Origin of the sequence: Leisingera sp. M658 (assembly GCF_025144145.1) — a bacterium.
In the GTDB taxonomy this organism is placed as follows: domain Bacteria; phylum Pseudomonadota; class Alphaproteobacteria; order Rhodobacterales; family Rhodobacteraceae; genus Leisingera.
The window spans coordinates 1-22,739 of the sequence record NZ_CP083548.1; the positions used below are offsets into that span (position 1 = coordinate 1).

12 protein-coding genes and 4 pseudogenes are annotated in these 22,739 nt (G+C 62.2%); 8 read left to right on the forward strand and 8 right to left on the reverse strand.

Annotated elements, in window-relative coordinates; all coding sequences use genetic code 11:
* The first annotated feature begins 408 nt into the window (after window positions 1-408).
* Both K3724_RS21880 and K3724_RS21885 read left to right on the forward strand, forming a co-directional pair.
* Window positions 409-1,305 (forward strand): annotated as a pseudogene (locus K3724_RS21880) (PhnD/SsuA/transferrin family substrate-binding protein).
* 17 nt (window positions 1,306-1,322) lie between these two features.
* Window positions 1,323-3,605, forward strand: a complete 2,283-nt coding sequence (locus K3724_RS21885; RefSeq protein ID WP_259992993.1) for a response regulator — start codon at window positions 1,323-1,325, stop codon at window positions 3,603-3,605.
* Between the two features lie 124 nt (window positions 3,606-3,729).
* Here K3724_RS21885 and K3724_RS21890 read toward each other — a convergent pair.
* The 3 genes and pseudogenes from K3724_RS21890 to K3724_RS21900 all read right to left on the reverse strand — a co-directional run bounded on the left by K3724_RS21890 (window position 3,730) and on the right by K3724_RS21900 (window position 5,766).
* Window positions 3,730-4,537 (reverse strand): annotated as a pseudogene (locus K3724_RS21890) (metal ABC transporter permease).
* Window positions 4,534-5,287, reverse strand: a pseudogene (locus K3724_RS21895) (ATP-binding cassette domain-containing protein). The pseudogenes K3724_RS21890 and K3724_RS21895 overlap by 4 nt, the downstream one beginning before the upstream one ends.
* Complete coding sequence (locus K3724_RS21900) at window positions 5,284-5,766, reverse strand: Fur family transcriptional regulator (RefSeq protein ID WP_129373152.1); 483 nt, start codon at window positions 5,764-5,766, stop codon at window positions 5,284-5,286. The pseudogene K3724_RS21895 and the gene K3724_RS21900 overlap by 4 nt, the downstream one beginning before the upstream one ends.
* A gap of 112 nt (window positions 5,767-5,878) precedes the next feature.
* On the opposite strand from K3724_RS21900, the gene K3724_RS21905 reads away from it, so the two are divergent.
* A complete protein-coding gene (locus tag K3724_RS21905; protein WP_259992994.1) occupies window positions 5,879-6,946 on the forward strand; it encodes a zinc ABC transporter substrate-binding protein in 1,068 nt (355 codons plus the stop codon).
* A 30-nt stretch (window positions 6,947-6,976) separates the two neighbouring features.
* Here K3724_RS21905 and K3724_RS21910 read toward each other — a convergent pair whose 3' ends face one another.
* Together K3724_RS21910 and K3724_RS21915 are read right to left on the reverse strand one after the other, a co-directional pair.
* Complete coding sequence (locus K3724_RS21910; RefSeq protein WP_259992995.1) at window positions 6,977-8,248, reverse strand: FAD-binding oxidoreductase; 1,272 nt, start codon at window positions 8,246-8,248, stop codon at window positions 6,977-6,979.
* Window positions 8,238-9,740 carry an aldehyde dehydrogenase family protein gene (locus tag K3724_RS21915; RefSeq protein WP_259992996.1) on the reverse strand — a complete coding sequence of 501 codons (1,503 nt, stop codon included), beginning with the start codon at window positions 9,738-9,740 and terminating at the stop codon, window positions 8,238-8,240. Before K3724_RS21915 ends, K3724_RS21910 begins: the two co-directional genes overlap by 11 nt.
* Before the next feature lie 137 nt (window positions 9,741-9,877).
* On the opposite strand from K3724_RS21915, the gene K3724_RS21920 reads away from it, so the two are divergent.
* The 3 genes from K3724_RS21920 (at window position 9,878) to K3724_RS21930 (ending at window position 13,012) form a co-directional block, all read left to right on the forward strand.
* Window positions 9,878-10,783, forward strand: coding sequence for a LysR substrate-binding domain-containing protein (locus K3724_RS21920; protein ID WP_259992997.1), 906 nt, complete (start codon window positions 9,878-9,880; stop codon window positions 10,781-10,783).
* A gap of 1 nt (window position 10,784) precedes the next feature.
* A complete protein-coding gene (locus K3724_RS21925) occupies window positions 10,785-11,672 on the forward strand; it encodes a LysR substrate-binding domain-containing protein (RefSeq protein WP_259992998.1) in 888 nt (295 codons plus the stop codon).
* 131 nt (window positions 11,673-11,803) lie between these two features.
* A complete protein-coding gene (locus K3724_RS21930) occupies window positions 11,804-13,012 on the forward strand; it encodes a pyridoxal phosphate-dependent aminotransferase (RefSeq protein ID WP_259992999.1) in 1,209 nt (402 codons plus the stop codon).
* Here the strand turns inward: K3724_RS21930 and K3724_RS21935 are convergent.
* Entirely contained in the window at window positions 13,009-15,549 is a 2,541-nt protein-coding gene (locus tag K3724_RS21935) for an AMP-binding protein (RefSeq protein ID WP_259993001.1), read from the reverse strand. The two genes, K3724_RS21930 and K3724_RS21935, sit on opposite strands and share 4 nt — an antisense overlap.
* Window positions 15,550-16,035: 486 nt before the next feature.
* On the opposite strand from K3724_RS21935, the gene K3724_RS21940 reads away from it, so the two are divergent.
* The gene (locus tag K3724_RS21940) at window positions 16,036-20,478 is read left to right on the forward strand and encodes a LamG-like jellyroll fold domain-containing protein (protein ID WP_311200231.1); all 4,443 of its coding nucleotides are present in this window, start codon (window positions 16,036-16,038) and stop codon (window positions 20,476-20,478) included.
* 286 nt (window positions 20,479-20,764) lie between these two features.
* Here K3724_RS21940 and K3724_RS21945 read toward each other — a convergent pair whose 3' ends face one another.
* Both K3724_RS21945 and K3724_RS21950 read right to left on the reverse strand, forming a co-directional pair.
* Complete coding sequence (locus K3724_RS21945) at window positions 20,765-21,040, reverse strand: hypothetical protein (RefSeq protein WP_259993003.1); 276 nt, start codon at window positions 21,038-21,040, stop codon at window positions 20,765-20,767.
* A 64-nt stretch (window positions 21,041-21,104) separates the two neighbouring features.
* Window positions 21,105-22,181: pseudogene (locus K3724_RS21950) on the reverse strand (IS481 family transposase).
* A gap of 108 nt (window positions 22,182-22,289) precedes the next feature.
* On the opposite strand from K3724_RS21950, the gene K3724_RS21955 reads away from it, so the two are divergent.
* Window positions 22,290-22,631, forward strand: a complete 342-nt coding sequence (locus K3724_RS21955; RefSeq protein WP_259993004.1) for a recombinase family protein — start codon at window positions 22,290-22,292, stop codon at window positions 22,629-22,631.
* Window positions 22,632-22,739 lie beyond the last annotated feature (108 nt).

Below are 22,739 nucleotides of genomic sequence, written 5' to 3' on the forward strand. Positions count from 1 at the left end.
CAATTCCTACGGCCAGAACCTGCGATAGCGAAGACACCGAGCCGATCACCAGTTCCGGCGATGGAATGGCCAGGGCCGCGACAGGAAGCGCCGAAAAAAGTGAAGTAAGCACAGTTATTTGCGCTGAACGACGGAGAGACCGGGTGGTCTTGGAGGGCAAAGGTGTGTTCTTCACGGTGGTTCCTGTTGAGCCAGCTGAGATTGATATTCTGATTTTATGGCGAATTCGCCTAAAAGATTACGAAAACCTTACTGAAGGGTTAATATAGAAGGCGTAGAATAAAAGAACCGCAAAATTTTTTAAAGAATTGCAAGTGCGTTAACATTGTATTCTTAACCATGTGCCATGTAACGAAGTATGGCGGCCCGCCTGCCGTGCCAGCCGATCGCAGTCAGGAGGCTAGAACCGTGACACTTTTTGAGTGGACCGTTGGTATCATTAAGCTTTTCAGGATACGCCTGCGGGGGGCAGCCCCCGGGGCTGCCTTGGCAGCTGCGCTTGCAGCCTTGCTGCCAAGCGGCGGACAGGCCGGGACCGAATTGGTGTTTGGCACTTATGCAGCGGATAAACCTACCGCAACGGTCAAAAGTACCAAGCCTTTCCTGTCTTTTCTGTCCGGCCGGATGAGCGAGGAACTGGGAGAGCCGGTTTCCATCAGGTTGAAGATCGCCAAGGAGTATGGCGAAGGCATCCGCCAATTGGCCGGCGGCGAGGTGGATTTTGCCCGTTTCGGCCCGGCGTCTTATGTGCATGTGATGAAGGAGAATCCGGAAATCCGGATTGTCGCGATGGAATCCAAAAACGGCGGAAAGCGGTTCAAGGGGTCATCGTGGTGCATAAGGACAGCAGTGTGCAGTCGGTCGAAGATCTGGCCGGTCTCAGCTTTGCTTTCGGCGATGAATTGTCGACGATTGGCCGTTACCTGGCGCAGGAATACCTGCTGGAGGCCGGAATCAGCGGTTGCCGACCTGCATGAATACGCATATCTCGGCCGTCACGATCTGGTCGGTGAAGCAGTGGGCGCCGGAAAATTCTCTGCGGGCGCGCTCAAGGAAAGCACGTTCAAAAAACTGGTCGCCAAAGGCGTGCCGATCCGGGTGCTGGCTTCCTTTGACAATGTGACCAAACCCTGGCTGGCCTCGGAAGCGATGCCGCAGACGGTGCTGGAAGCGATGCGCAAGGTCATGCTGTCCTCGGACAACGAAGAAATTGTGCGCCGGATTTCAAAGAACGGCTTCTTGCTGGGGGTTGATGACGACTATGACATCATCCGCCGGGCGATGGAGCGAAGCCTGGCATTCTGAGGCGCCGCAGTGAAGATATGAAACGTACAGGCATCCTTTTTCAGATCGTGTTGTCGCTGCTGCTAGCCGCTTCGGCGGTTGGCTTTGCAGTCGGCAATCTGGCGCAGCGCCAGGAGGTGCAGCGGCTTGAAGAGCAGCTTGCCGGCCAGGCCGATCTGACGGTTTCCCTGCTCAGCGGGCTGATGCTGGAATCGATTATAGTCGAGGATGTCCCGGTCCTGGAGACCGGGTTGATCGAGGCCGTCACCCGCAACCCCCAGATTGTATCGATCCAAATCCGCAGCCCGGCGGGCAAGCTGCTGGCTGCGGCCAATGCGCCGGGCGCGCCGCAGCCGGATCATCACGTGATCTATGAACGGCCGATCGAACTGGAAGGCGCTTCCTTCGGCACCATGGTGGTGGACTGGTCGACCCAGGACGGAAAAGCGCTGGTGGCGGCCAAAGTGCGCCAGATCATCATTTGGACAGTTGTGCCGGTGCTGGCGCTGTCGCTTCTGGTGCTGTTGCTGGTGCATATTCTGGCGCTGCGGCCATTGCATATGATCCATAACCGGATGTCTGACGCGATTGCAGGGCTGCGCAGCCCGCAGCGGCCGCTGCCCTGGTTTGCCTCCCGGGAATTCCGGGCGTTGGATTTTTCGGTCGGCGTGCTGGAAGACACTTTTTCCGAACGAGACGAGCGGGAATTTGCAATGGAGCAGGCGCGTGAGGCCGCAGATATTGCAAATCGCGCCAAGTCGGAATTCCTCGCCAATATGAGCCATGAGATCCGCACCCCGATGAACGGGGTGATTGGCATGGCAGAGCTGCTGCAGGACACCGGGCTGGACGAGGACCAGCGGATGTATGCAGAGACCATTGCAAAATCCGGCACGGCGCTGCTGACGATTATCAACGACATTCTGAACTTCTCCAAAATTGAGGCCGGCAAGGTCGAACTTAACCTTGCGCCGTTCAATTTGCAGACGGCACTGGAGGATGTGGTCACCCTGCTGTCGCCCAAGGCGGCGGAAAAGGGGGTCGAGATCACTATGCGGTACGACCCCGCGCTGCCGGAAATCTTTGAAGGTGATGCCGGGCGGATCCGCCAGGTGATCACCAATATTGCCGGCAACGCGGTCAAATTCACCCGCGAAGGCTATGTCTTCATCGACTTGACCGGCCGCAAACAGGGTGGCCGCCATTTGCTGACGCTGCAAGTCACCGATACCGGCATAGGCATTGAGCCCGAGCGGACAGGGCAGATCTTCCGCGCCTTTGAGCAGGCTGACAATGCCGCCACCCGCAATTTTGAGGGCACCGGCCTGGGGCTGGCAATCTCGGCACAGCTGCTGGAGCTGATGGGCGGTTCGGTGCAGGTGCAGTCGGAACTGGGCAAGGGCTCTGTATTCACCATCGAGATGCCGCTGCAGGCCGGCGGCCATGTCGCCTCGGCACGGGAGGGCAGCCCGCTCAGCTTTGCCGGACTCAACGGTTTGCTGGTGGATGACTTGGAGCTGAACCGGGTGATCCTGTCTGAACGGCTGAGTGCCTGGGGCGTGACCTGCACGCTGGCAGCCTCGGCGCATGAGGGGCTGGAGATCTTGTCGGATGCGCAGCTGGACGGGCGCCGGTTCGATTTCATCATTCTGGACTACCAGATGCCGGCGATGGACGGGCGGGAATTGGCAGCCCGGATCCGCGCCATGCCGGGTTTTGAAGCGGTGCCGCTGATTGTGCTGTCTTCGGTGGAACACGCGCTAAGCCGTTCGGATTGCGAGGCTATCGGAGTTTGCGAGTTTGCGCTGAAACCTGTGCGGGCGGTGCAGCTGCGGCAGGTGATCACCCGGGTGCTGAGCGTTCAGGACCAAAAACCGGCGATTGCTGACAGCGGCGGCGGCAGCGAGGCGCCGCAGGGGCGGCTGCTGAAAGTTCTGCTGGCCGAGGACAACCGCACCAACCAGCTGGTTGTTACCAAGATGCTGAAAGATGCGCCGCTGAAAATCAGCGTTGCCAAAAACGGTGTGGAGGCTGTTGCGCAGTTCCAGGCAGAGAGGCCCGACCTTGTCCTGATGGATATGATGATGCCGGAGATGGACGGAATTGAGGCCACGGCCGAGATGCGCCGGATCGAGGCAGAGACCGGCGGCAGAAAATGTCCGATCGTGGCGCTGACCGCCAATGCGCTGCAGAGCCACCGGGAAAAATGCCTGGAGGCGGGGATGGATGATTTCCTCAGCAAGCCGATCAACAAGAAGGCGCTGACCGAGGCCGTCAGCAAATGGACCTGCGGGGACAGCCTGCAACGCACTGGCAGCTGAGGCCGCCTGGGCGCTGGCCGGTGAACGGATTTGCAGCCGGCAGCCAGGCCCGGATTACGGTCTGCAGCCCAAACCAGGGCTTGTTGCTTTTAATCGCGGCAAGGATGGATGCAGGCGGCGGCGGTCAGCCACGATGCCGTTGCAGCACCAGGCCGGCAAGGCCGGACGCGGCAAAGAGAGCTGCCGCCAGGCAAACGATGCTGGGACCGGCGGGGGTGTCGAACACAAACGCCAGCTGCAGCCCGCCAGAGGCCGCCAGCATCCCCAAGAGCGCGGCAATCACCGCCATCCGCTCCGGTGTTGCGGCAAAGGGGCGGGCGGCCGCAGCCGGAATCAGCAGCAATGGCGGCAATCAGCAATACTCCGACCACCTTGATGGCAACTGCCACGACCAGGGCCAGGGCAAGTGTCAGCACCATTTGCTCGCGCCGGGGATCAATGCCCGCTGCATGGGCCAGATCCGGGTTCAGCGTGGCGGTCAGCAGCGCGGACCAGCGCCACCAGAGCAGTGCCAGCACCAGGGCTGCGCCGCACCAGATCACCGCCAGATCGCCGCGCCCCACCGCCAGGATATCGCCAAACAGATACGCCATCAGATCGATCCGCACACCTTGCAGGAAAGACACTGCGACCAGGCCGAAAGCCAGCGAAGAATGCGCCAGCACGCCCAAAAGCGTGTCCATCGCATAGCCGCGTCCGGCAAGTGCGGACACGGTGGTGGCCATGGCCAGCGCGGTGGCCAGCACGCCGGCAAAGACCGACACATCAAAGCTCAGCGCCAGCGCCACGCCCAGGATCGACGCGTGCGCAGTGGCATCGCCGAAATAGGCCATCCGCCGCCAGACCACGAAACAGCCCAAAGGTGCCGCGGCCAGCGCCACGCCGATGCCGGCAAGGGCTGCGCGGATCAGGAAATCGTCAAGCAGGGTCATTCCGCAGCCTTGTGATGATGGTGGTCATGATTGCAATCCTGATCATGGCTGTGATTGTGCTCGTGCCGGTAGAGCGCCAGCGCGCCTTGGGTTCCGGTGCCGAACAGGGCGCGGTACTCCGGTGCCGAGGCGACATGTTCCGGCGCGCCCTCGCAACAGACATGGCCGTTGAGGCAGACCACCCGGTCCGAGGCCGCCATCACCACATGCAGTTCGTGACTGACCATCAGCACCGCACAGCCCAAATCCTGCCGGACCTTCTCGATGCGCTGGTAAAAGGCGGCGGAGCCGGGCTGGTCCAGGCCTTGGGTGGCTTCATCCAGAATCAGCAGCTGCGGATCGGTCAGCAGGGCACGCGCCAGCAGAACCCGCTGGAACTGTCCGCCCGACAGGCCGGACATCTGCCGGGCCGCCAGATCGCCGGCGCCGGCTTGCTCCAGCGCCTCGGACGCGCGGGCGTCAGACACCCGCGCGGGCAGGCTGAGGAACCGGCGCACGGTCAGCGGCAGGGTCGGGTCGATATGCAGTTTTCTGCGGCACATAGCCGATGCGCAGGCCGGGCGCGCGGTTGACCGCACCGCACGAGGGTTTCAGCGCGCCGATCACGCTGCGCAACAGGGTGGATTTACCGGACCCGTTGGGGCCGACCACGGTGACGATCTCGCCGGGTTCAATGGCCAGGTTGACGCCGGACAGCACTGTCTTTCCGCCATAAGAGACCGTCAGCTGTTGAAGGGAAATCAGGCTCATGCGGCGCCCGCGTGCTGGCATTTAGGGCACAGGCCCTCGGCTTCGATCACTGCGCGCTCGATAACAAATCCAGCCTCGCGGGCGGCTTGGCCGAGCTGGCCCTGGGTCGGCTCCCGCTGCGATTCAGCCACCGCATCGCAGGCGCGGCAGATCAGGAAGACCGGCGCGTGATGCTCGCCCGGATGGGTGCAGGCGATGAAGGCGTTCAGGCGTTCGATCTTATGGGCAAAGCCGTTTTTCACCAGGAAATCCAAAGCCCGGTAGGCAACCGGCGGTTGCGAGCCGAGGCCCTCTTCGCGCAGCCGGTCAAGGATTTCATAGGCCCCGAGCGCGCGGTGTTCCTGCAGCAGGATCTCCAGCACCCGGCGGCGAACGGGCGTGAATTGCAGCCCGGCCGTCCGGCACTGGGCGTCCACCGCTGCGATGCAATCGTGAATGCAGTTGCTGTGGTCATGCGGTTCGAAACCGATGGAGTCCATTGCGGGGTCCTTTGGGCGACGGGTGATTTGCCTCTTGATATGTTATGTTATGACGTTTATCAACCGCGTGATGTTATAAGATTACATGGGGCGTGATATGCGGAATTCCAGCATGTGGAAAAGTGGATCGGCAATATTGGCCTTGCTGGCGGGAACCGGGACGGCCTGGGCGGAGGTGCCGCGTGTGGCGGCTGATATCACGCCTGTGCACGGGCTGGTGGCGCGGGTGATGCAGGGCCTGGGTGAGCCGGCCCTTGTGGTGCCGCCGGGGGCTTCGCCGCATGGCTATTCGATGCGGCCCTCGGAGGCGCGGGCGCTGGATCAGGCGGATCTGGTGTTCTGGCTGGGTGAGGCGCTGACCCCTTGGCTGCAAGGCCCGCTGGAAGAGCTGGCCGGCGGTGCGCACCGGGTAGAGCTGCTGGAGGCCGCGGGTACCACGGTACTGCCGTTCCGTGAGGGCGCGCGGTTTGAGGCGCATGCGCATGATGATGATGAAGAGGACCATGCGGATCATGACGGTCACGATGCGCATGAAGATCATGACGGTCACGGCCATGAAGAGCATTCTGAGGGCGATGAGGATCACGACGATCATGAGGCCCATGAAGACCATGCGGATAAGGATGGCCACAGCGATCACGGTGATCATGCCCATGGCCATCACCATGACGGCGCCGACCCGCATGCCTGGCTGCTGCCGGCCAATGCCCAGGCCTGGCTTGATGTGATCGCGCAGGAACTGGCAGAGCATGATCCCGCAAATGCCGCCGCGTACAAGGCCAATGCCGAAGCCGGCAAGCAGGAGATTGCGGACACTGTTGCCAGCGTTTCGGCTGCGCTGGAGCCGTTCCGCGCCAAGCAGTTCATCGTGTTTCACGACGCCTATCAGTATTTCGAGCGCGGATTTGGATTGAATGCCGCAGGGGCAATTTCGATCGGTGACGCCTCCAAGCCAGGTCCGGCGCGGATTGCCGAAATACGCGATGTTGTGGCGGATCTCAAGGTGGCCTGCGTCTTCTCGGAGCCGCAATTCAACCCGGGCGTGGTCGCCACCGTGCTGGATGGCACCGGGACGGGCACTGCGGTGCTGGATCCGCTGGGTGCCAAGCTGGAAACGGGGCCGCAGTTTTACCCGGCGCTGCTGCAGGATATCGGTGCAGCGATTGCCGGCTGCAAATGATCGGCGGGCGGGGCGGGGCGGTCCGCCTTTTCACCTGTCGCTGATCAGATGGGTAAGGCTGGCACCGGCCTCGTAGTAGGCGCTGCGCAGCCCTGCAAAGGGGATTGCGTGGCCTTTTGCGGGCGGGACCGGCAGGCAGGATTGGTCGCCTGTCAGCAGGGCCTCGGCCATTGCGGTGCCGAACAGGGTGCCGGGGCCGATACCGCGGCCGGAATACCCGAAACAGGCTAAGCCGCCGTTCAGATCCAGGATCTTGGGCAGGTGTTCGGTGGTCATGGCAATGCGGCCGTGCCAATGGCCATGCAGCCTTGCGTCTTTCAATTCGGGGTAAAGCGCTGCCAGTTTGCGGGGCAGCCAATTGCGGTGCAGGGCGCTGCCGAAATGGTTGAGCGCACCCATGCCGCCGATCACCAGCCGCCCGGCCTGATCCAGCCGCCAGGAGGACATCACCAGGGCGGTGTCCCAGCAGCCTTCTTTGTTTGGCAGGAGTTTGTCGAGCAGAGCGGCAGGCAGCGGATCGGTGGAGGCCTGGAAATAATGAACCGGGATCACTTGCGGCGCGCCGTAACCTGCGATCTGGCTGGCATAGGCGTTTGTGGCCATGATCAGGTGCTTGGCGCGCAGGCTGCCTCTTGGCGTCGTGACCTGCCAGCTGGTGCCGTCGCGGCTGATCGTGACGGCGGGGGCGTTGCTGTGCAGTTGCGCGCCGGCGGCCGCGGCGGCGCGGGCGAGGCCGCGGACATAGGCGAGCGGCTGGATTGTGCCTGCGCGCGGATCGAACAGGGCACCGTGCACGGCCTTGGATCCGGTGCGATGTACGGCCTCGTCGCGCGATAGCAGCTCCACCGGCGCGCCAATGGCGCGAAGCTGGCCGTGGCGGCGCTGCAGGTCTTTCAAGCCGGAGGGCGCATGCGCGCAGTGCAGGGTGCCGTTGCGTTCGGGTTCGCATTGGATGGCGTGTTTTTCGATCAGTGAAAACACCATCTGCGGTGCGCAGCCCAGAAGCTGGGAGAGGCGGCTGCCGGTTTCCATGCCCAGTTCGGCGCTGATGCCCTCGGGCGGCAGCCAGAGGCCTGCATTCACCAGTCCGACATTGCGGCCCGAGCCGCCGCTGCCGATTTCCTCCGCTTCGATCAGGCAGACCGAGGCGCCCATTTCTGCCGCCTTCAATGCGGCAGAGCAGCCGGTGTAGCCGCCGCCGATCACCACGAGGTCGGCCACAGCCTCCCCGATGAGTTCCGGGAAGGCTGGATTTTCCTGGCAGGTTTGGTGCCAGAGGCAGGATGCCAGATCAGATGTCAAACTTGATCCCCTGAGCAAGCGGCAGCTCGCGTGAATAGTTCACCGTGTTGGTCTGCCGGCGCATGTAGCCTTTCCAGGCGTCGGATCCGCTTTCGCGGCCGCCGCCCGTCTCCTTTTCGCCCCCGAATGCGCCGCCGATTTCAGCGCCTGAGGGGCCGATGTTCACATTGGCAATACCGCAGTCCGAGCCCGCTGCCGAGAGGAAATATTCGCATTCGCGCACGTCCGTCGAGAAGATGCAGGAGCTGAGGCCCTGGGGTACTTCGTTCTGCATTTCAATGGCTTGGTCCAGATCGCTGTATTTCACCACATAGAGGATCGGCGCGAAGGTTTCGGTGTGCATGATCGTGGTCTGGGCGGGCATCTCGACGATGGCCGGATGCACATAGGCGGCATCCCCGAAGGTGTCCGTCAAGGTTTGGCTGCCGCCATGCACGGTGCCGCCTTCTGTCTTGGCGCGCTCGAGTGCGCCCGCCATGGCGTCCAGTGCGTTGCGGTCGATCAGCGGGCCGACCAGGGTGCCGTCCGCCAGCGGGTCGCCGATGGGCAGGCCCGCGTAGGCCTTGACCAGGCGCGGGATCAGCGCGTCATAGATGTCCGCGTGCACGATCAGGCGGCGCAGGCTGGTGCAGCGCTGGCCGGCGGTGCCGACGGCGGAAAAAACGATAGCGCGCAGGGCCATTTCCAGATCGGCAGAGGGGGCCACGATCATCGCGTTGTTGCCGCCTAGTTCCAGAATGGTGCGGCCGAGGCGATTGGACATATCCGCCGCAACCGCCTTGCCCATCGGCACCGATCCGGTGGCCGAGATGATGGCGACGTCCTTGGAGGCAGTGAGAGTCTCGCCCAGATCGCGCTCACCGATCAGCACCCGGATCAGACCTGCGGGCGCGTCCTCGCCAAAGGCGGCCATGGCGCGGTCGCAGATTTTCTGCACCGCCAGCGCGGTGAGCGGGGTTTTCTCGGACGGTTTCCAGATCACCGGATCGCCGCAGACCAGAGCAAGTGCTGCATTCCAGCACCAGGGCGCAACGGGGAAGTTGAAGGCAGTGATGATGCCGCAGGTGCCCATCGGGTGCCAGCTTTCGCGCATAGCGTGGCCGGGGCGCTCAGACGCAATGGTCAGGCCGTAAAGCTGGCGCGAGAGGCCGACGGCAAAGTCGCAGATGTCGATCATCTCCTGCACTTCGCCGAGGCCTTCCTGGTAGATTTTGCCGCATTCCAAAGTGACGAGGCGGCCCAGGGTTTCCTTCTCGCGGCGCAATTCATCACCCAGAAGCCGCACCAGTTCGCCGCGGCGCGGGGCGGGCACCAGGCGCCAGGATTTGAAGGCCTCTTTGGCGGCGGAAATCTGCGCTTCGGCCTCTGCCGCGGAGTGGGTTTTCAGGCGGGCGATTTCGCTGCCGTCCACGGGAGTGGTGACGGCGAGGCTGCCGCCTGCCAGTTCGGCCTGGGTCAGGCCGGCCGCGGCGAGGATATCGGAATGGGGCATATCAAGGTCCTTATCGAGCGGGGCAGGGCATGAGGAAAACTTTTGGGTGGATTCCGCGAGCATCCTGCCGGATACGGTTCTGATATAGAAATTGCACCGTGCTCTCAGGATTGCTAATGAAACTAAATCCTGCCCCTATGAGTTTGTATCATATGATTGCGCCGCGCCGCTTCCTGCCCTCAATCCCCTCGCTGCTGGCGTTGGAGGCGGTGGACCGGCTGGGCAGTGCTTCGGCTGCGGCGGAGGATTTGTCGCTGACGCAAAGCGCCATCAGCCGCCAATTGAAACAGCTGGAGGAGCAGATGGGGGTCGATCTGATTGCCCGTGACCAGATGCGGATGCAGCTGACGCCTGCCGGAACCGGTTTTGCCAAAGAGGCGCGCGCGATCCTGACCCGGCTGGCGCAGGCCTCGGTCAAGCTGCGGGCGAACCCGGACGGCGGCAGTTTCACGCTGTCGATCCTGCCGTCCTTTGGCCTGCACTGGCTGGCACCGCGGCTGCGGGAGTTTGCCGCCGCGCATCCCGGCATCACGGTGAACCTGCACACGCATAATCTGCCGTTCAGCTTTGATGCGGGCACGGCGCAGGCGGCGATCCATTACGGCACGCGGGACTGGCCGGGTGTGGCGTATCTGCCCCTGATGCCGAAACATGTGCTGCCGGTCTGCGCGCCGGGGCTGATGGCAGGGCCGGTGTCTTCGCCTGCGGACCTGCTGGATTACCCTCTGTTGCATCTGGAGACCCATCCAGATTGCTGGGAGCAATGGTTTCACTTGCATGATGTGCCGGCGGCCAAGCTGCGGGGGATGCTGTTTGACCAATCCTCGGCCATGACGCAGGGGGCGGTGCATGGGCTGGGGGTGGCGTTGCTGCCGGATTTCCTGGCGGAGAACGAGATCGCACAAGGCCGGCTGGCGCTGGCGATGGAGGGGGCTGCGGTGAGTCTGGGCGAGTATTTCCTGGTCTGGCCTGCGGATCAGCCAGAGGAGTATCCGCTGATCAAGTTCCGCGAATGGCTGCTGTCGCAGCTGGGGGAGGTGTAAGATGCGCCTGCCTGGCCTGACCCATCTGCGCTGCTTCGAAAGCGCTGCGCGGCATCAAAGTTTCACTGCGGCGGGAGAGGAATTGGGGCTGACGCAAAGCGCCGTCAGCAAAAAGGTAAAGGAGCTGGAGGCGGATCTGGGCTTCGACTTGTTCCAGCGTTCAGGCCGGGGTGTGGTGCTGACGCCTGCGGGGCAGGGGCTGGCCGCCGATCTGAAGCTGGATCTTGCAGGTTTGCGGGCGACGCTGCAAAAGGCGGCTGCTGCCGGGGCGGGCCGCTCGGCTTTGCGGATTGCGGTGCTGCCTGCTTTCGCCAACCTGTGGCTGATTCCGCGGCTGCCGGATTTCTTCGCCCGCCACCCGGAGGTGGAGCTGAGTTTCTCCACCCGGCTGGAGCCGTTTGATTTTGCGCGCGAGAACTTTGATTTGTCAGTGCACTACGGGCTGGACAACTGGCCGGGCACCCATATGGCGCCCTTGTTCGGCGAGGAAATGGTGCCGGTCTGCGCGCCCGCGTTTTACGCCGCGCACCAGCTGGAGCTGGCGGGTAACCTGGCACAGGCGCCGCTGCTGCATTTGGACAGCCGGGCGGGGACCTGGGCGGAGTGGTTCGAGCGCGCCGGGCTGGCAGGCGCACCGCGGCAGGACGGGCGTTATTTCGACCAGCACTCGATGGTGATTGCGGCGGCGGCGGCGGGGCTGGGCGCGGCGATTGTGCCCTATGACATGGTGGCGCGGGAGATTGCGTCAGGGGATCTGTTGCGGATTCCGGGGCCCGAGCTGGTGTCGCGCAAGCGCTATTACCTGGTGCGCCCGCACGGGCCGGTGCCGGAAGCGGTGCAAAAGCTTGAACGGTGGCTGAAGAAGCAATTGCGTTCAAAGCCGGGTTGAGGAAATCCGCCTGGGCGGCCCTTGGTATTTGATGCCAATCCGGAATGAATGCTGTCGCAAACTGCCGGTTTTTCCGGTGCATTTGCCGCGCCAACCTTGCAGCGCCATCAAACCAGCAGGGAGCCCCCGCCATGGCCCAGTTCCACCGCGCAAGCCGTCTTGACCCGATCGGGGTCTCGGAGATTTTGACCATCGGCGCGAAGGCGGCAGAGATGAGGCGCCAGGGCGCGCCGGTGATCATCCTTGGCGCCGGGGAGCCGGACTTCGACACGCCGGACCACATCAAGGAGGCAGCCGCCGCCGCGATGCAGGCGGGGGAGACCAAATACACCCCGCTTGGCGGTACGCTGGAACTACGGCTGGCGGTGCAGGCGAAGTTCAGACGCGACAACGGCCTGGAATATGGGCTGGACGAGATCATCGCCGGCACCGGCGCCAAGGAAATCTTGTTTGATGCTTTCATGGCGAGCCTTGATCCCGGCGATGAGGTGATCGTGCCCACGCCCTATTGGACCTCTTATTCCGATATCATCCGGATTGCCGGCGGGGAGCCGGTGCTGGTGCCTTGCGGCAGTGATACAGGGTTCCGGCTGACCGCAGAGAAACTGCAGGCGGCGATCACCCCGCGCACCCGCTGGCTGCTGCTGAATTCGCCGTCCAATCCGGCAGGAGCGGGGTACAGCGCCGCGGATTACCGGCCCTTGCTGGAGGTGTTGCTGCAGCATCCGGATGTCTGGCTGATGGCCGATGACATGTATGAGCACATCACCTATGGCGGGTTTCAGTTCGCCACGCCCGCACAGGTGGAGCGGCGGCTGAAGGAGCGGGTGCTGACGGTCAACGGCGTCTCCAAGGCTTATGCGATGACGGGCTGGCGGCTGGGCTATGCGGGCGGGCCGAAGGATCTGATTGCGGCGATGAAAGTGGTGCAGTCGCAATCGACTTCGCACCCGTCCTCGATTTCGCAGGCGGCAGCGGTGGCAGCATTGAACGGGCCGCAGGAGGCGCTGGCAGAGCGGCAGGCCAGTTTCCAGGCACGGCGCGATCTGGTGGTGGAGGCGCTGAACGGTATCGACGGCATTGAGTGCCCGGTGCCGGAGGGCGCGTTCTACACCTTTGCTAATTGCGCCGGGGTGCTGGGCAAGCACACTCCGCAGGGGGATGTGCTGGAGACGGACGCGGATTTCTGCGCCTATCTGCTGGATCAGCATCATGTGGCCGTGGTGCCGGGCCGGGCCTTTGGCATCTCGCCTTACTTCCGGATTTCCTATGCGACGTCCGAGACGGAGCTTCGGGTAGCCTTGTCCCGGATTGCCGCTGCAGCCGCGGAGCTGGCTTAGGCCTGTGCCACCGCCGGCTGGCGGCGGTTCCTGGCATTGGTCCAAGCCTGTATCAGCTGGCGCTGCAAGGCGGCGGCGGCAAGACCCAGGGCGAGGCCGCCAAAGATTGCCAGCGCATCGTTCAGCGGGCTGCGGGCCTCCAGCCCGATCATCGGCATCAGCAGTTCCGGCATGAAGCGGTGCAGCAGGTAGATCGGGAAGGCGGCCTGGGCCAGCCGCATCAGCGGGCGGGCCGCAAAGCGCGGCATCGGCAGGCGGGTGACGAACAGCAGCCCGGCAATCAGTGCCAATAGCCACATGTATTTGATCCAGCCGCCGTACCAGTTGCCGCCAAGATAGGCCGCCGCGGGCATGATCAGGCAGGCTGCCCCCAGCACCAGAAGCCGTTGCCGCAGCGTGCTGGCGGCGGTGATGCACCATCCCAGGGCAAACAGGTAAAAGACCCACGGCACGGTGAACTGCGCGCGGCCGCCGATTTGCCAGACCTCGGGTGCAATCAGGCGGAGTGCCACGGCAAACGCCAGAAAACACAGGCCGGTGCGGAAAGCACCCTGGCTAGCAAGCCAGCGGCGCAGGGGCGGCACGGCAAAGGGCAGCGCCACCAGCAGGGTCATTTGCAGATAAGCCTCGATGAACCAGTACAAATACGGCAGCATCAGGTGGGTTTCGGGGATTGTCACGGCAAAATTGCCGGCCAGAAAGACCGAGACCCAGGGCACCTGCTCCCACGCCGCGGCATAGCCCGCAAGGATCAGATAATAGGGGATCAGCACCGCGGCTACCGGTTTGAAGAAGCTGCGCATATCGCCGGATTTCAGCGCCTCCCAGCGAAAGCCTGCGACGCTCATCCCCATCAGGATCACCATCGCAGCTGCTCCGCCGAACACCGGCCAAAGGGTCTGGTGCGCCACCACCACCGCGAGGATGGCAGCCACGCGGGCAACCAGATCGAAAGGCAGGCTGGCGCCGGGCGCCGGGGCGGCTTGCTCAAGAGTGCTGATCGGCATGTTTTCCCAGCCCGCCGGGGCGCCGCCAAGGGCTTCGTCCAGAGCCAGGGACAGCTCTACATGACGCAGGGAATCTCCGCCGAGCGCGGCAAAGCTATCGTTCCGGCCCACACTCTGCGGCGCAAAGGCGGCCTGGAAGACCGCCAGCACATTCCTGGCAGGTTTGCGCTGCGCTGATTGCGCCTTCAGCGCCGGATAGTCGATCTTGCCATTGGCGCGCCGCGGCAGGGATTTGCGCGGAAGGACGGTGAAATGCTGCTGGCCGATGCCGGTCAGCTTGGCGGCCATCGCAGCGATGCCGTCCTCCGCCCCGCAGATTGCAATCGAGATGCGGCTGTCATCACCCCAAACCGCGGTCTCATGCCCCTGGGCGGCCAAGGCACGTTCAATAGCGTCATGACCGATACGCAGGCCGGCAATCTTGGACATCCGCGAAAGCCGCCCGGTGATGTGGTAAAGTCCGTTTGCATCGCGACGGGCCAGATCGCCGGTTGCCAGCTCGCTGAGTCCGGCGCCTTTGGCCAGATCGGCGTGGCTTTCGGCATAGCCCATCATCACGTTCGGCCCCTGATAGATCAGCTCGCCTTCGCCCTCAGGCGTGGTGATTTCGGTGCCGGCGGCAGAGCGCAGCAGCAGACGCCCGCCAGGAATGGCGCGGCCTGCAGCGCCGGGAGTGTCCAAAGCCAGCTCTGGCGGCAGGTAGCTGATCCGCGCGGTGGCCTCGGTCTGGCCGTACATGACATAGAACCGGCCGCCGCGGGCTTGCATCCGGGCAGACCACGCGCGGACCTGCTCTGGCTCCATGGCGCCGCCGGCAACGGTCAGGGTCTTGATGTTTTCCGGCAGCGCATGGGCAAGGCCGGCGCTGTCCAGCAGGCGGTAGTGATGCGGCACGCCGGCCAGGCTGGTGGCGCCGGAGGCCTCCAGCGCGGTGGCAAAACCGGGGTCCAAAACTGAGCTGGGCGCAAGCCAGAGGCTGGCACCGGCGGCAAGATGCGAATGCAGCACCGACAAGCCGTAGGAGTAATGCAGCGGCAGGATCAGTGCGGCGCGGTCTTGGGGCTGGATCCCGAGATACTGGGCTATAGCGCTGGCGTTGGTATCCATAGCCGTGCCCGACAGGCGGACCCCGCGGCCGTGGCCGGTGCTGCCGGAGGTCTGCAGCAGCAGTGTCAGCTCCGGGTGGATCTCAGCGGGGTCATGCGCGTGCGCCAGCAGTTGCCAGGTTCCGCCGATGCGCCGGAAGCTGGCAGCCGGACGAAACCGTTCCTCCAGGCGGGCAGCGGTGACGGGGTCCGCGGCCGGCAGCGGCATAACCGCGTGGCCGGCAGCCAGGGCACCTGCATAGGCGGTAATGGCTTCGGGATCGGATGCGGCTTCAACCGCAATCAGCCGCCGCTCTTGCGGCAGCGATTTGCCGAACTCTGCGGCGGCGTCAGCCAGCGCAGCATAAGTCATCTCAACCCCGTCCGCCGCAATCAGGCAAGGATTGGCGGCAAACGCACGCAATTTGGCCAGGTCGTAGAACATCCGCAACTCCTTCGAGCGCGGCGGGTAATTTAATTTACTAATTTTGTCAATTATTAGCCGGCGGCCCGTTGCCGGATCGGTACCGGTTGCGAAGCTGGATTGAACATTGACTGCGGCAGATGAGGAGTGCGCGTCTTTGCCGATGCGGTTTGCTGTCTTCACCAATTCCAGGATTTGTTCACGCCGTGCGCCTAAACCCGGGCCTGCGGCCGGTCATTTTTCCGCCGCAAGAAGGGCGCGCTTGCGGCTTGAAAAGCCACATTCCTGCAAGGTCCGCTAAGCTCATGCCTTATTTTTGCCGCAATTGGTCGGGCATCGGGTCGTTTGGGCCCGGGCATTAACTATGATTTCAATCTCTTACGGGAAACGGGCGAAATCTTGCCCATGCTGGCAAAAGGCTTGGAATGCCTAATTCCGGTCACGATAGACTCAGGCTTGAGCAGTATGTTTCAACCAACAATAGCCATAGCAAGGAGGACCCTAAGCGTGGCAAACACAACGTTTCCGGATCCGGTTTTTACGAAGCTGAAAACCAAAGAGTATACAGGCAGCCGGGACGACATTCTCAGCATCAATCATTCAAACACCCTTGCGCTGGACGCGGCGACGGTCTCGCTGAGCTTTTCGCTGGACCGCCTGCCCGGCGAGATGGCGCTGGTGTCCAAGGATGGCAGCGGCGCCGGGGCGGGGGACTTCACGCTTTGGGTCAAGGATGGCACCTTGGTGGCGACCCAGTCGAACGGCAGCGGGACCGAATACCTGAAAGTCCCGGATCTGGTGTTGTCGGCGCAGAAAACCTACCAGATCTCGGTCAGCTTTGGCGCCGACGGGCTGATGATCTGGCTGGATGGCGCGCTGGTGGCAGCCGAGCCGCAATTCAAACAGGGGCTGGCAGACAATGATAACGCCCTGGTGATCGGCGGCAGCCGGGCCTGGCGCAGCGATCAGGAGGATGACGCGCATTCGCTGTTCAAAGGCACCATCAGCGATGTGCGGATCTTTGACAGCCAGCTGGGCGAAAGCAGCCAGATCGCATTGGCCGAGGCGGCCGGCACCGCCATGGGCGCCAAGATGGACGCGATGATGGAGGATCTGGCCCCGGCCTTTGGCCAGCTGCACGGCGCCAGCGACACCTTTCTGGAGATCCTGTCGGATTACGGCGTCACCCATCACGGCCATCTGGACCGCAGTCTCAACATGATCAGCCGCAACGGCGGCGACAACACGGTGCGCGGCACCAGCGGCGCCGATGGCATTGACGCGGGCCGCGGCGACGACAAGATCATCGGCAAGGGCGGCTCCGATGTGCTGCAGGGCAACTACGGCAACGACACGCTGTATGGCGGCGGCGGCAACGATGTGCTGGACGGCGGCCACGGCAAGGACACGCTGAAGGGCGGCGCTGGCAACGATCTGCTGATCAGCCGCGCGGACGGGCGCGAGGGGGCCATCGCCTATGATCCCAACCGCGATGAGGGCGACCCGGAAAACGAGCTGACGGACGGCAAGCTGTACCCCGATCAACCGGTGCCGGGCGATGATCTTCTGATCGGCGGCAAGGGCGCGGATATTTTTTATTTCCAGACGCTTATCAATGCCAAGGAACGCTATATCGAGAAGCACACCCGCGACGACGGCACCATCAACTGGCATGGGGTTGCGGGTGAGAACGACAAGCTGCACGACCATTGGGTCGACATCATGGGCCATGATGTGGTGCAGGATTTCAGCCGCGCCGAGGGTGACCGCATTGTCATTGAGGGCCACACCACCGAGATCGCCTCGATCACCTATGGCGACAAGAACGGCGACGGGGTGATGGATCACTCGGTGATTGCGCTCTACTCCGACCAGGGCAACAACGGCGGCGCCCATAACGACGATCTGCTGGGCAAGATCACCGTCTACGGCGACCTGGTGAAACTGTCGGACATCGAACACACCGCGGCGCCGGCCTATGGCATCGTCAAGAGCATCGACGACCTGGAGGAGGCGCTGTCGCCAACCGCGGTTTCCGAAAACACCGGCAAAATCAAGGTCCCGGGGTCGGCGCTGGGAACTGCTGCGCAGGCCGCCATACCAGGTGCCGGCGCGCCGGTTGTTGCGATGCCAGGCCAGCATGTGCTGAGCGGTGAAGACGGCGATTATCTGAATGCGGGTCATCTGGATGCCCTTGCGCTGAACGCGGCGACGGTCTCGCTGAGCTTTTCGCTGGAGCGGCTGCCCGGCGAGATGGCGCTGGTGTCCAAGGACGGCAGCGGCGCCGGGGCGGGCGACTTCACGCTTTGGGTCAAGGACGGCACTTTGGTGGCGACCCAGTCGGACGGCAGCGGGACCGAATACCTGAAAGTCCCGGATCTGGTGTTGTCGGCGCAGCAAACCTACCAGATCTCGGTCAGCTTTGGCGCGGACGGGCTGATGATCTGGCTGGATGGCGCGCTGGTGGCAGCCGAGCCGCAATTCAAACAGGGGCTGGCAGACAATGATAACGCCCTGGTGATCGGCGGCAGCCGGGCCTGGCGCAGCGATCAGGAGGATGACGCGCATTCGCTGTTCAAGGGCACCATCAGCGATGTGCGGATCTTTGACAGCCAGCTGGGCGAAAGCAGCCAGATTGCACTGGCCGAGGCGGCCGGCACCGCCATGGGCGCCAAGATGGGCGCGATGATGGAGGATCTGGCCCCGGCCTTTGGCCAGCTGCACGGCGCCAGCGACACCTTTCTGGAGATCCTGTCGGATTACGGCGTCACCCATCACGGCCATCTGGACCGCAGTCTCAACATGATCAGCCGCAACGGCGGCGACAACACGGTGCGCGGCACCAGCGGCGCCGATGGCATTGACGCGGGCCGCGGCGACGACAAGATCATCGGCAAGGGCGGCTCCGATGTGCTGCAGGGCAACTACGGCAACGACACGCTGTATGGCGGCGGCGGCAACGATGTGCTGGACGGCGGCCACGGCAAGGACACGCTGAAGGGCGGCGCTGGCAACGATCTGCTGATCAGCCGCGCGGACGGGCGCGAGGGGGCCATCGCCTATGATCCCAACCGCGATGAGGGCGACCCGGAAAACGAGCTGACGGACGGCAAGCTGTACCCCGATCAACCGGTGCCGGGCGATGATCTTCTGATCGGCGGCAAGGGCGCGGATATTTTTTATTTCCAGACGCTTATCAATGCCAAGGAACGCTATATCGAGAAGCACACCCGCGACGACGGCACCATCAACTGGCATGGGGTTGCGGGTGAGAACGACAAGCTGCACGACCATTGGGTCGACATCATGGGCCATGATGTGGTGCAGGATTTCAGCCGCGCCGAGGGTGACCGCATTGTCATTGAGGGCCACACCACCGAGATCGCCTCGATCACCTATGGCGACAAGAACGGCGACGGGGTGATGGATCACTCGGTGATTGCGCTCTACTCCGACCAGGGCAACAACGGCGGCGCCCATAACGACGATCTGCTGGGCAAGATCACCGTCTACGGCGACCTGGTGAAACTGTCGGACATCGAACACACCGCGGCGCCGGCCTATGGCATCGTCAAGAGCATCGACGACCTGGAGGAGGCGCTGTCGCCAACCGCGGTTTCCGAAAACACCGGCAAAATCAAGGTCCCGGGGTCGGCGCTGGCGGACGCTGGCGATCTGACCCTTGCGGCGGCGGAAAGCCCGGTCTTTGCCATGGCCGGCAGCCACCGGTTCGATGCCGAAGACCGCTCTGCCTATGTCTTTGACCATAACAAGGCGCTGGAGCTGTCCAGCGGCACCATTGCCTTTCGCTTCACCGTCAGCAGCCTGGCCGGATACCAGACCCTGTTGTCCAAGGATGCTGTTGAATACGGCAGCGGCGGGCATCTGGCGGTTTATCTGGATGAAACCGGCAAGCTGATCGTGCGCCTGCAGGACAGCGAGGAGACCCACTATTTCACTGCGGCAAATGCGATTGAGGCAGGCACAGACTATGACTTCAGCTTGAACTTTGGCAGCGAGGGCGTGGAAGTCTACCTGAATGGCGCGCGGATTGCCTATGAAGCCGGGCTGAATTTTGACTGGAGCAGCAACAGCGAGGCATTGATTGCCGGGGCTGCAGGGTGGAGCAATGCGGCTGGCAAAACCGACAAGATCCACAGCTACTTCGATGGCAGTATCAGTGATCTGGCGGTTTATGATGCGGTGCTAACCGGCGAAGAGGTTTTCGGCAGTGATGAGCGCAGCGATTACGCCTACTTCGGCGGCCGGATCGACAGCTTTCAGTTCGACCGCAGCGGCGGCGAAATCCAGATCAGCAAGGGCGGCTCTGAGACGGCCCTGGAGCCGAATGATACCTTTGCCGCATTCAAGGACGTCACCGTGCGAGCAGCGGATATTCAGTTCGGTTCCAATAGCAACGACGAATTGCGCGGTGCCGATGGTGCCGATGTGCTGATCGGAAAAGGCGGTGATGACCGGCTGCTGGGGTATGGCAACGATGACTTGCTGCGGGGCGGAAGCGGCAACGACACCCTTTATGGCGGTGAAGGAGCCGATACGCTGTCCGGTCAGGGAGGTAACGACAATCTGGCGGGCGGCAGCGGCCGGGACTATCTGTTTGGCGGCGATGGCAATGACACGCTGTATGGCGAAGACGGCCGGGATTGGCTCTATGGCGGCCTTGGCGATGACCGGCTGCAGGGCCACAGCTGGAATGCGTCGGACCCCTCAGACCGGGACCGCGCGGTGTTTGACGGCAACTTTGAGGACTACAGTTTTGAAAGTTACACCTACTATGACACCAACCGGGGTTCCGACATCACCCGTCTGACGGTAACTGATGCGGCCAGCGGCGGGGCTGATGGCTATTATGAAGGCCGCGACCAGCTGCTGGATATTGGCTTGTTAGTCTTTGCCGATCAGACGGTTGCCTTTGATGACCTGATCTGACGCCAGGTCCGGGCGTAGAACAGCACGGGTTTGGCGGAGCAAACATCTGCCAAACCTTCAGGTGGCTTTCACCGGGGGCATTTGGGTGCCTCCGGTGAAAATCGGTTCCGGGTGCATATGATTTAGACACCATTCAGAAATGCCGCCGGCTGCGCAAAGCAGAAACGTCACTGGATAGGGCAACAGGAACAAAGCTTGGCAGCCCGTAGACTTCAAATACCGAAGGGCTGATAAGCCTTGTGAGAACATGAGACTGAAACCGCTGGATAGCGGTTTGAGCCCAGACCTACATAACTGTGATAATGTCGCCGACAGCGATGATCTCGTTCAAGCAAAATTGGCGGTCTGCTCTCATATGCAGATGCGGTGAATCAAGATGGTCGTTCGGCCGCGGTTGATAAACCTCGTATGGGAATGATTTTCCAGCGTTTGAGATGAATATTTTTGGCTTCCAGTACAGTGCAAAGGCCAGATCAATCTGGTCTTTTGTGTGCAGAACACAACGACTTCGACCATCCTTGTCGTCGGTCAGAAGATCATAGTCGTTTATCTCAATGTTCATATGTAGTAGTTCAGATGTGATCTGACAGTCAGCCGTTTTTCCGGCGGCGTCTGTCAGGGCAAGTTCAGTTCAGGAACTTTTCCTTCCAGATTTCCTTTCCCTCAATCATGGTCTGGAACGGCGTTCTGCCGCAACACATTTTGCCCTGATGAGTGCGTTGGTGGTTGTAGTGGTGCAGCCATTCATCCAGATCGGCCTGCAGCGCATCAATTCTGTCATAGAGCTTCTTTCGGAACGCGACCTGATAGAACTCCTGCAAAACTGTCTTGTGGAACCGCTCGCAGATCCCATTTGTCTGCGGTGATTTCACCTTGGTTTTCGTGTGGTCAATATCATTGATCGCCAGGAAGAGCTGGAAATCGTGCTTATCGGCCCGGCCGCAGTATTCCGTGCCCCCGGTCCGTCATAATCCGCAGCACTGGCAGCTCATGCTCGTCATGAAACGGCAGCACCCGGTCATTGAGCAGATCCGCGGCGGTGATCGGCGTTTTCGTGGTGTAGAGCTTGGCGTGAGCCACCTTGCTAAAGGTATCGACATAGGTCTGCTGATAGACCCGCCCCACGCCCTTGAGGGTGCCAACATAGAAGGTGTCCTGGCTGCCCAGATAGCCAGGGTGGGCCGTTTCAATCTCACCGCAGGCCTCATCGTCGAGCTTTTTCTTCTCCAGCGCCTGCACCTATGCCTCGGTCAGGATACCACCCTCTTGAGCGACGATGGCTTCCAGGGCCTTCAGGCGAGCCTTGACCCCTCTCGGGACATTGCTGCGCAATGCCCTGCCGGGCAGTGGTTCGCCAGATCATGCCGCAGCCAGATAGACCGGACGCCGGATGGCGAAACAAATACGCCCAGCTTGCGCAGCTCGTTAGATGTGCGGGCCTGGCCATTGGCCGGGAAATCGGTGGCGGATTTGATGACGGCCTGCTCGGTGGCGTCATCAACCCGATTGGCCAGGTTGGGCTTGCGCCGGGTACGCTCGAACAGCGCCTCCACGCCGCCTTCGTCGACCGCTGATTTGTACCGGTAGAATGTATCCCGGCTGTAGCCCATGACTTGGCAAGCTTTGCTCACATTGCCCAGTTCTTCGGCCAGGTTCAGCAGCCCGGTTTTGTGTTTTATGATCTTGTCGGTAGAGTTCAACATCGTGGTTTCCTCGTTTTGCGGTTGAGTTTGCACCACCATCAAAACGGGCAACCATCATCTCGATCAAGAGATGCGCCGTCCTCTTCCCGGTTCGCTGGGAAGGGGGCGGTGTCAGATCACATCGGGACTAAATCAATTCAACGGATCGCAGATCGTGGGGCCTATGTGAAGGTGCTTGATAAACCCTGGCTCGATCTGACCACTCCGATGGGCAAAGGCATCCTCGCTTTCCTTTCCGCTTTGGCCGAAGACGAACGGGAGCGTATCACTCGGCGCGCGAACGAGGGCCGAGCCATCGCTGCGCGACAGGGCGTCAAATTTGGCCGGAAACCCAAGTTAACTGAACATCAGCAGAAACTTGCCCGCGAGCGCATGGTCAACGGTGATACCTGCCGGGCCATCGCATTGGATCTCGGTGTAGCGCACACGACGATCTCAAGGCTGCGCTGATCTGTAGGGCTCAAGCGTTGCAAAGCAATCGGTTGTCTTCGAGCTCTGTAGGTACGCAAAAAATCTAAGTGATTGAGAACTATGGACGTTGAGTCTCAATAACTCGGT

Excerpts from the sequence above, each read along its gene's own strand:
- K3724_RS21935 (WP_259993001.1), bottom strand. The coding sequence starts at position 15,549 with ATGTTCTACGACCTGGCCAAATTGCGTGCGTTTGCCGCCAATCCTTGC.
- K3724_RS21885 (WP_259992993.1), top strand. The coding sequence starts at position 1,323 with ATGAAACGTACAGGCATCCTTTTTCAGATCGTGTTGTCGCTGCTGCTA.
- K3724_RS21930 (WP_259992999.1), top strand. The coding sequence starts at position 11,804 with ATGGCCCAGTTCCACCGCGCAAGCCGTCTTGACCCGATCGGGGTCTCG.
- K3724_RS21925 (WP_259992998.1), top strand. The coding sequence starts at position 10,785 with ATGCGCCTGCCTGGCCTGACCCATCTGCGCTGCTTCGAAAGCGCTGCG.
- K3724_RS21900 (WP_129373152.1), bottom strand. The coding sequence starts at position 5,766 with ATGGACTCCATCGGTTTCGAACCGCATGACCACAGCAACTGCATTCAC.
- K3724_RS21905 (WP_259992994.1), top strand. The coding sequence starts at position 5,879 with ATGTGGAAAAGTGGATCGGCAATATTGGCCTTGCTGGCGGGAACCGGG.
- K3724_RS21945 (WP_259993003.1), bottom strand. The coding sequence starts at position 21,040 with ATGAACATTGAGATAAACGACTATGATCTTCTGACCGACGACAAGGAT.
- K3724_RS21920 (WP_259992997.1), top strand. The coding sequence starts at position 9,878 with ATGAGTTTGTATCATATGATTGCGCCGCGCCGCTTCCTGCCCTCAATC.
- K3724_RS21915 (WP_259992996.1), bottom strand. The coding sequence starts at position 9,740 with ATGCCCCATTCCGATATCCTCGCCGCGGCCGGCCTGACCCAGGCCGAA.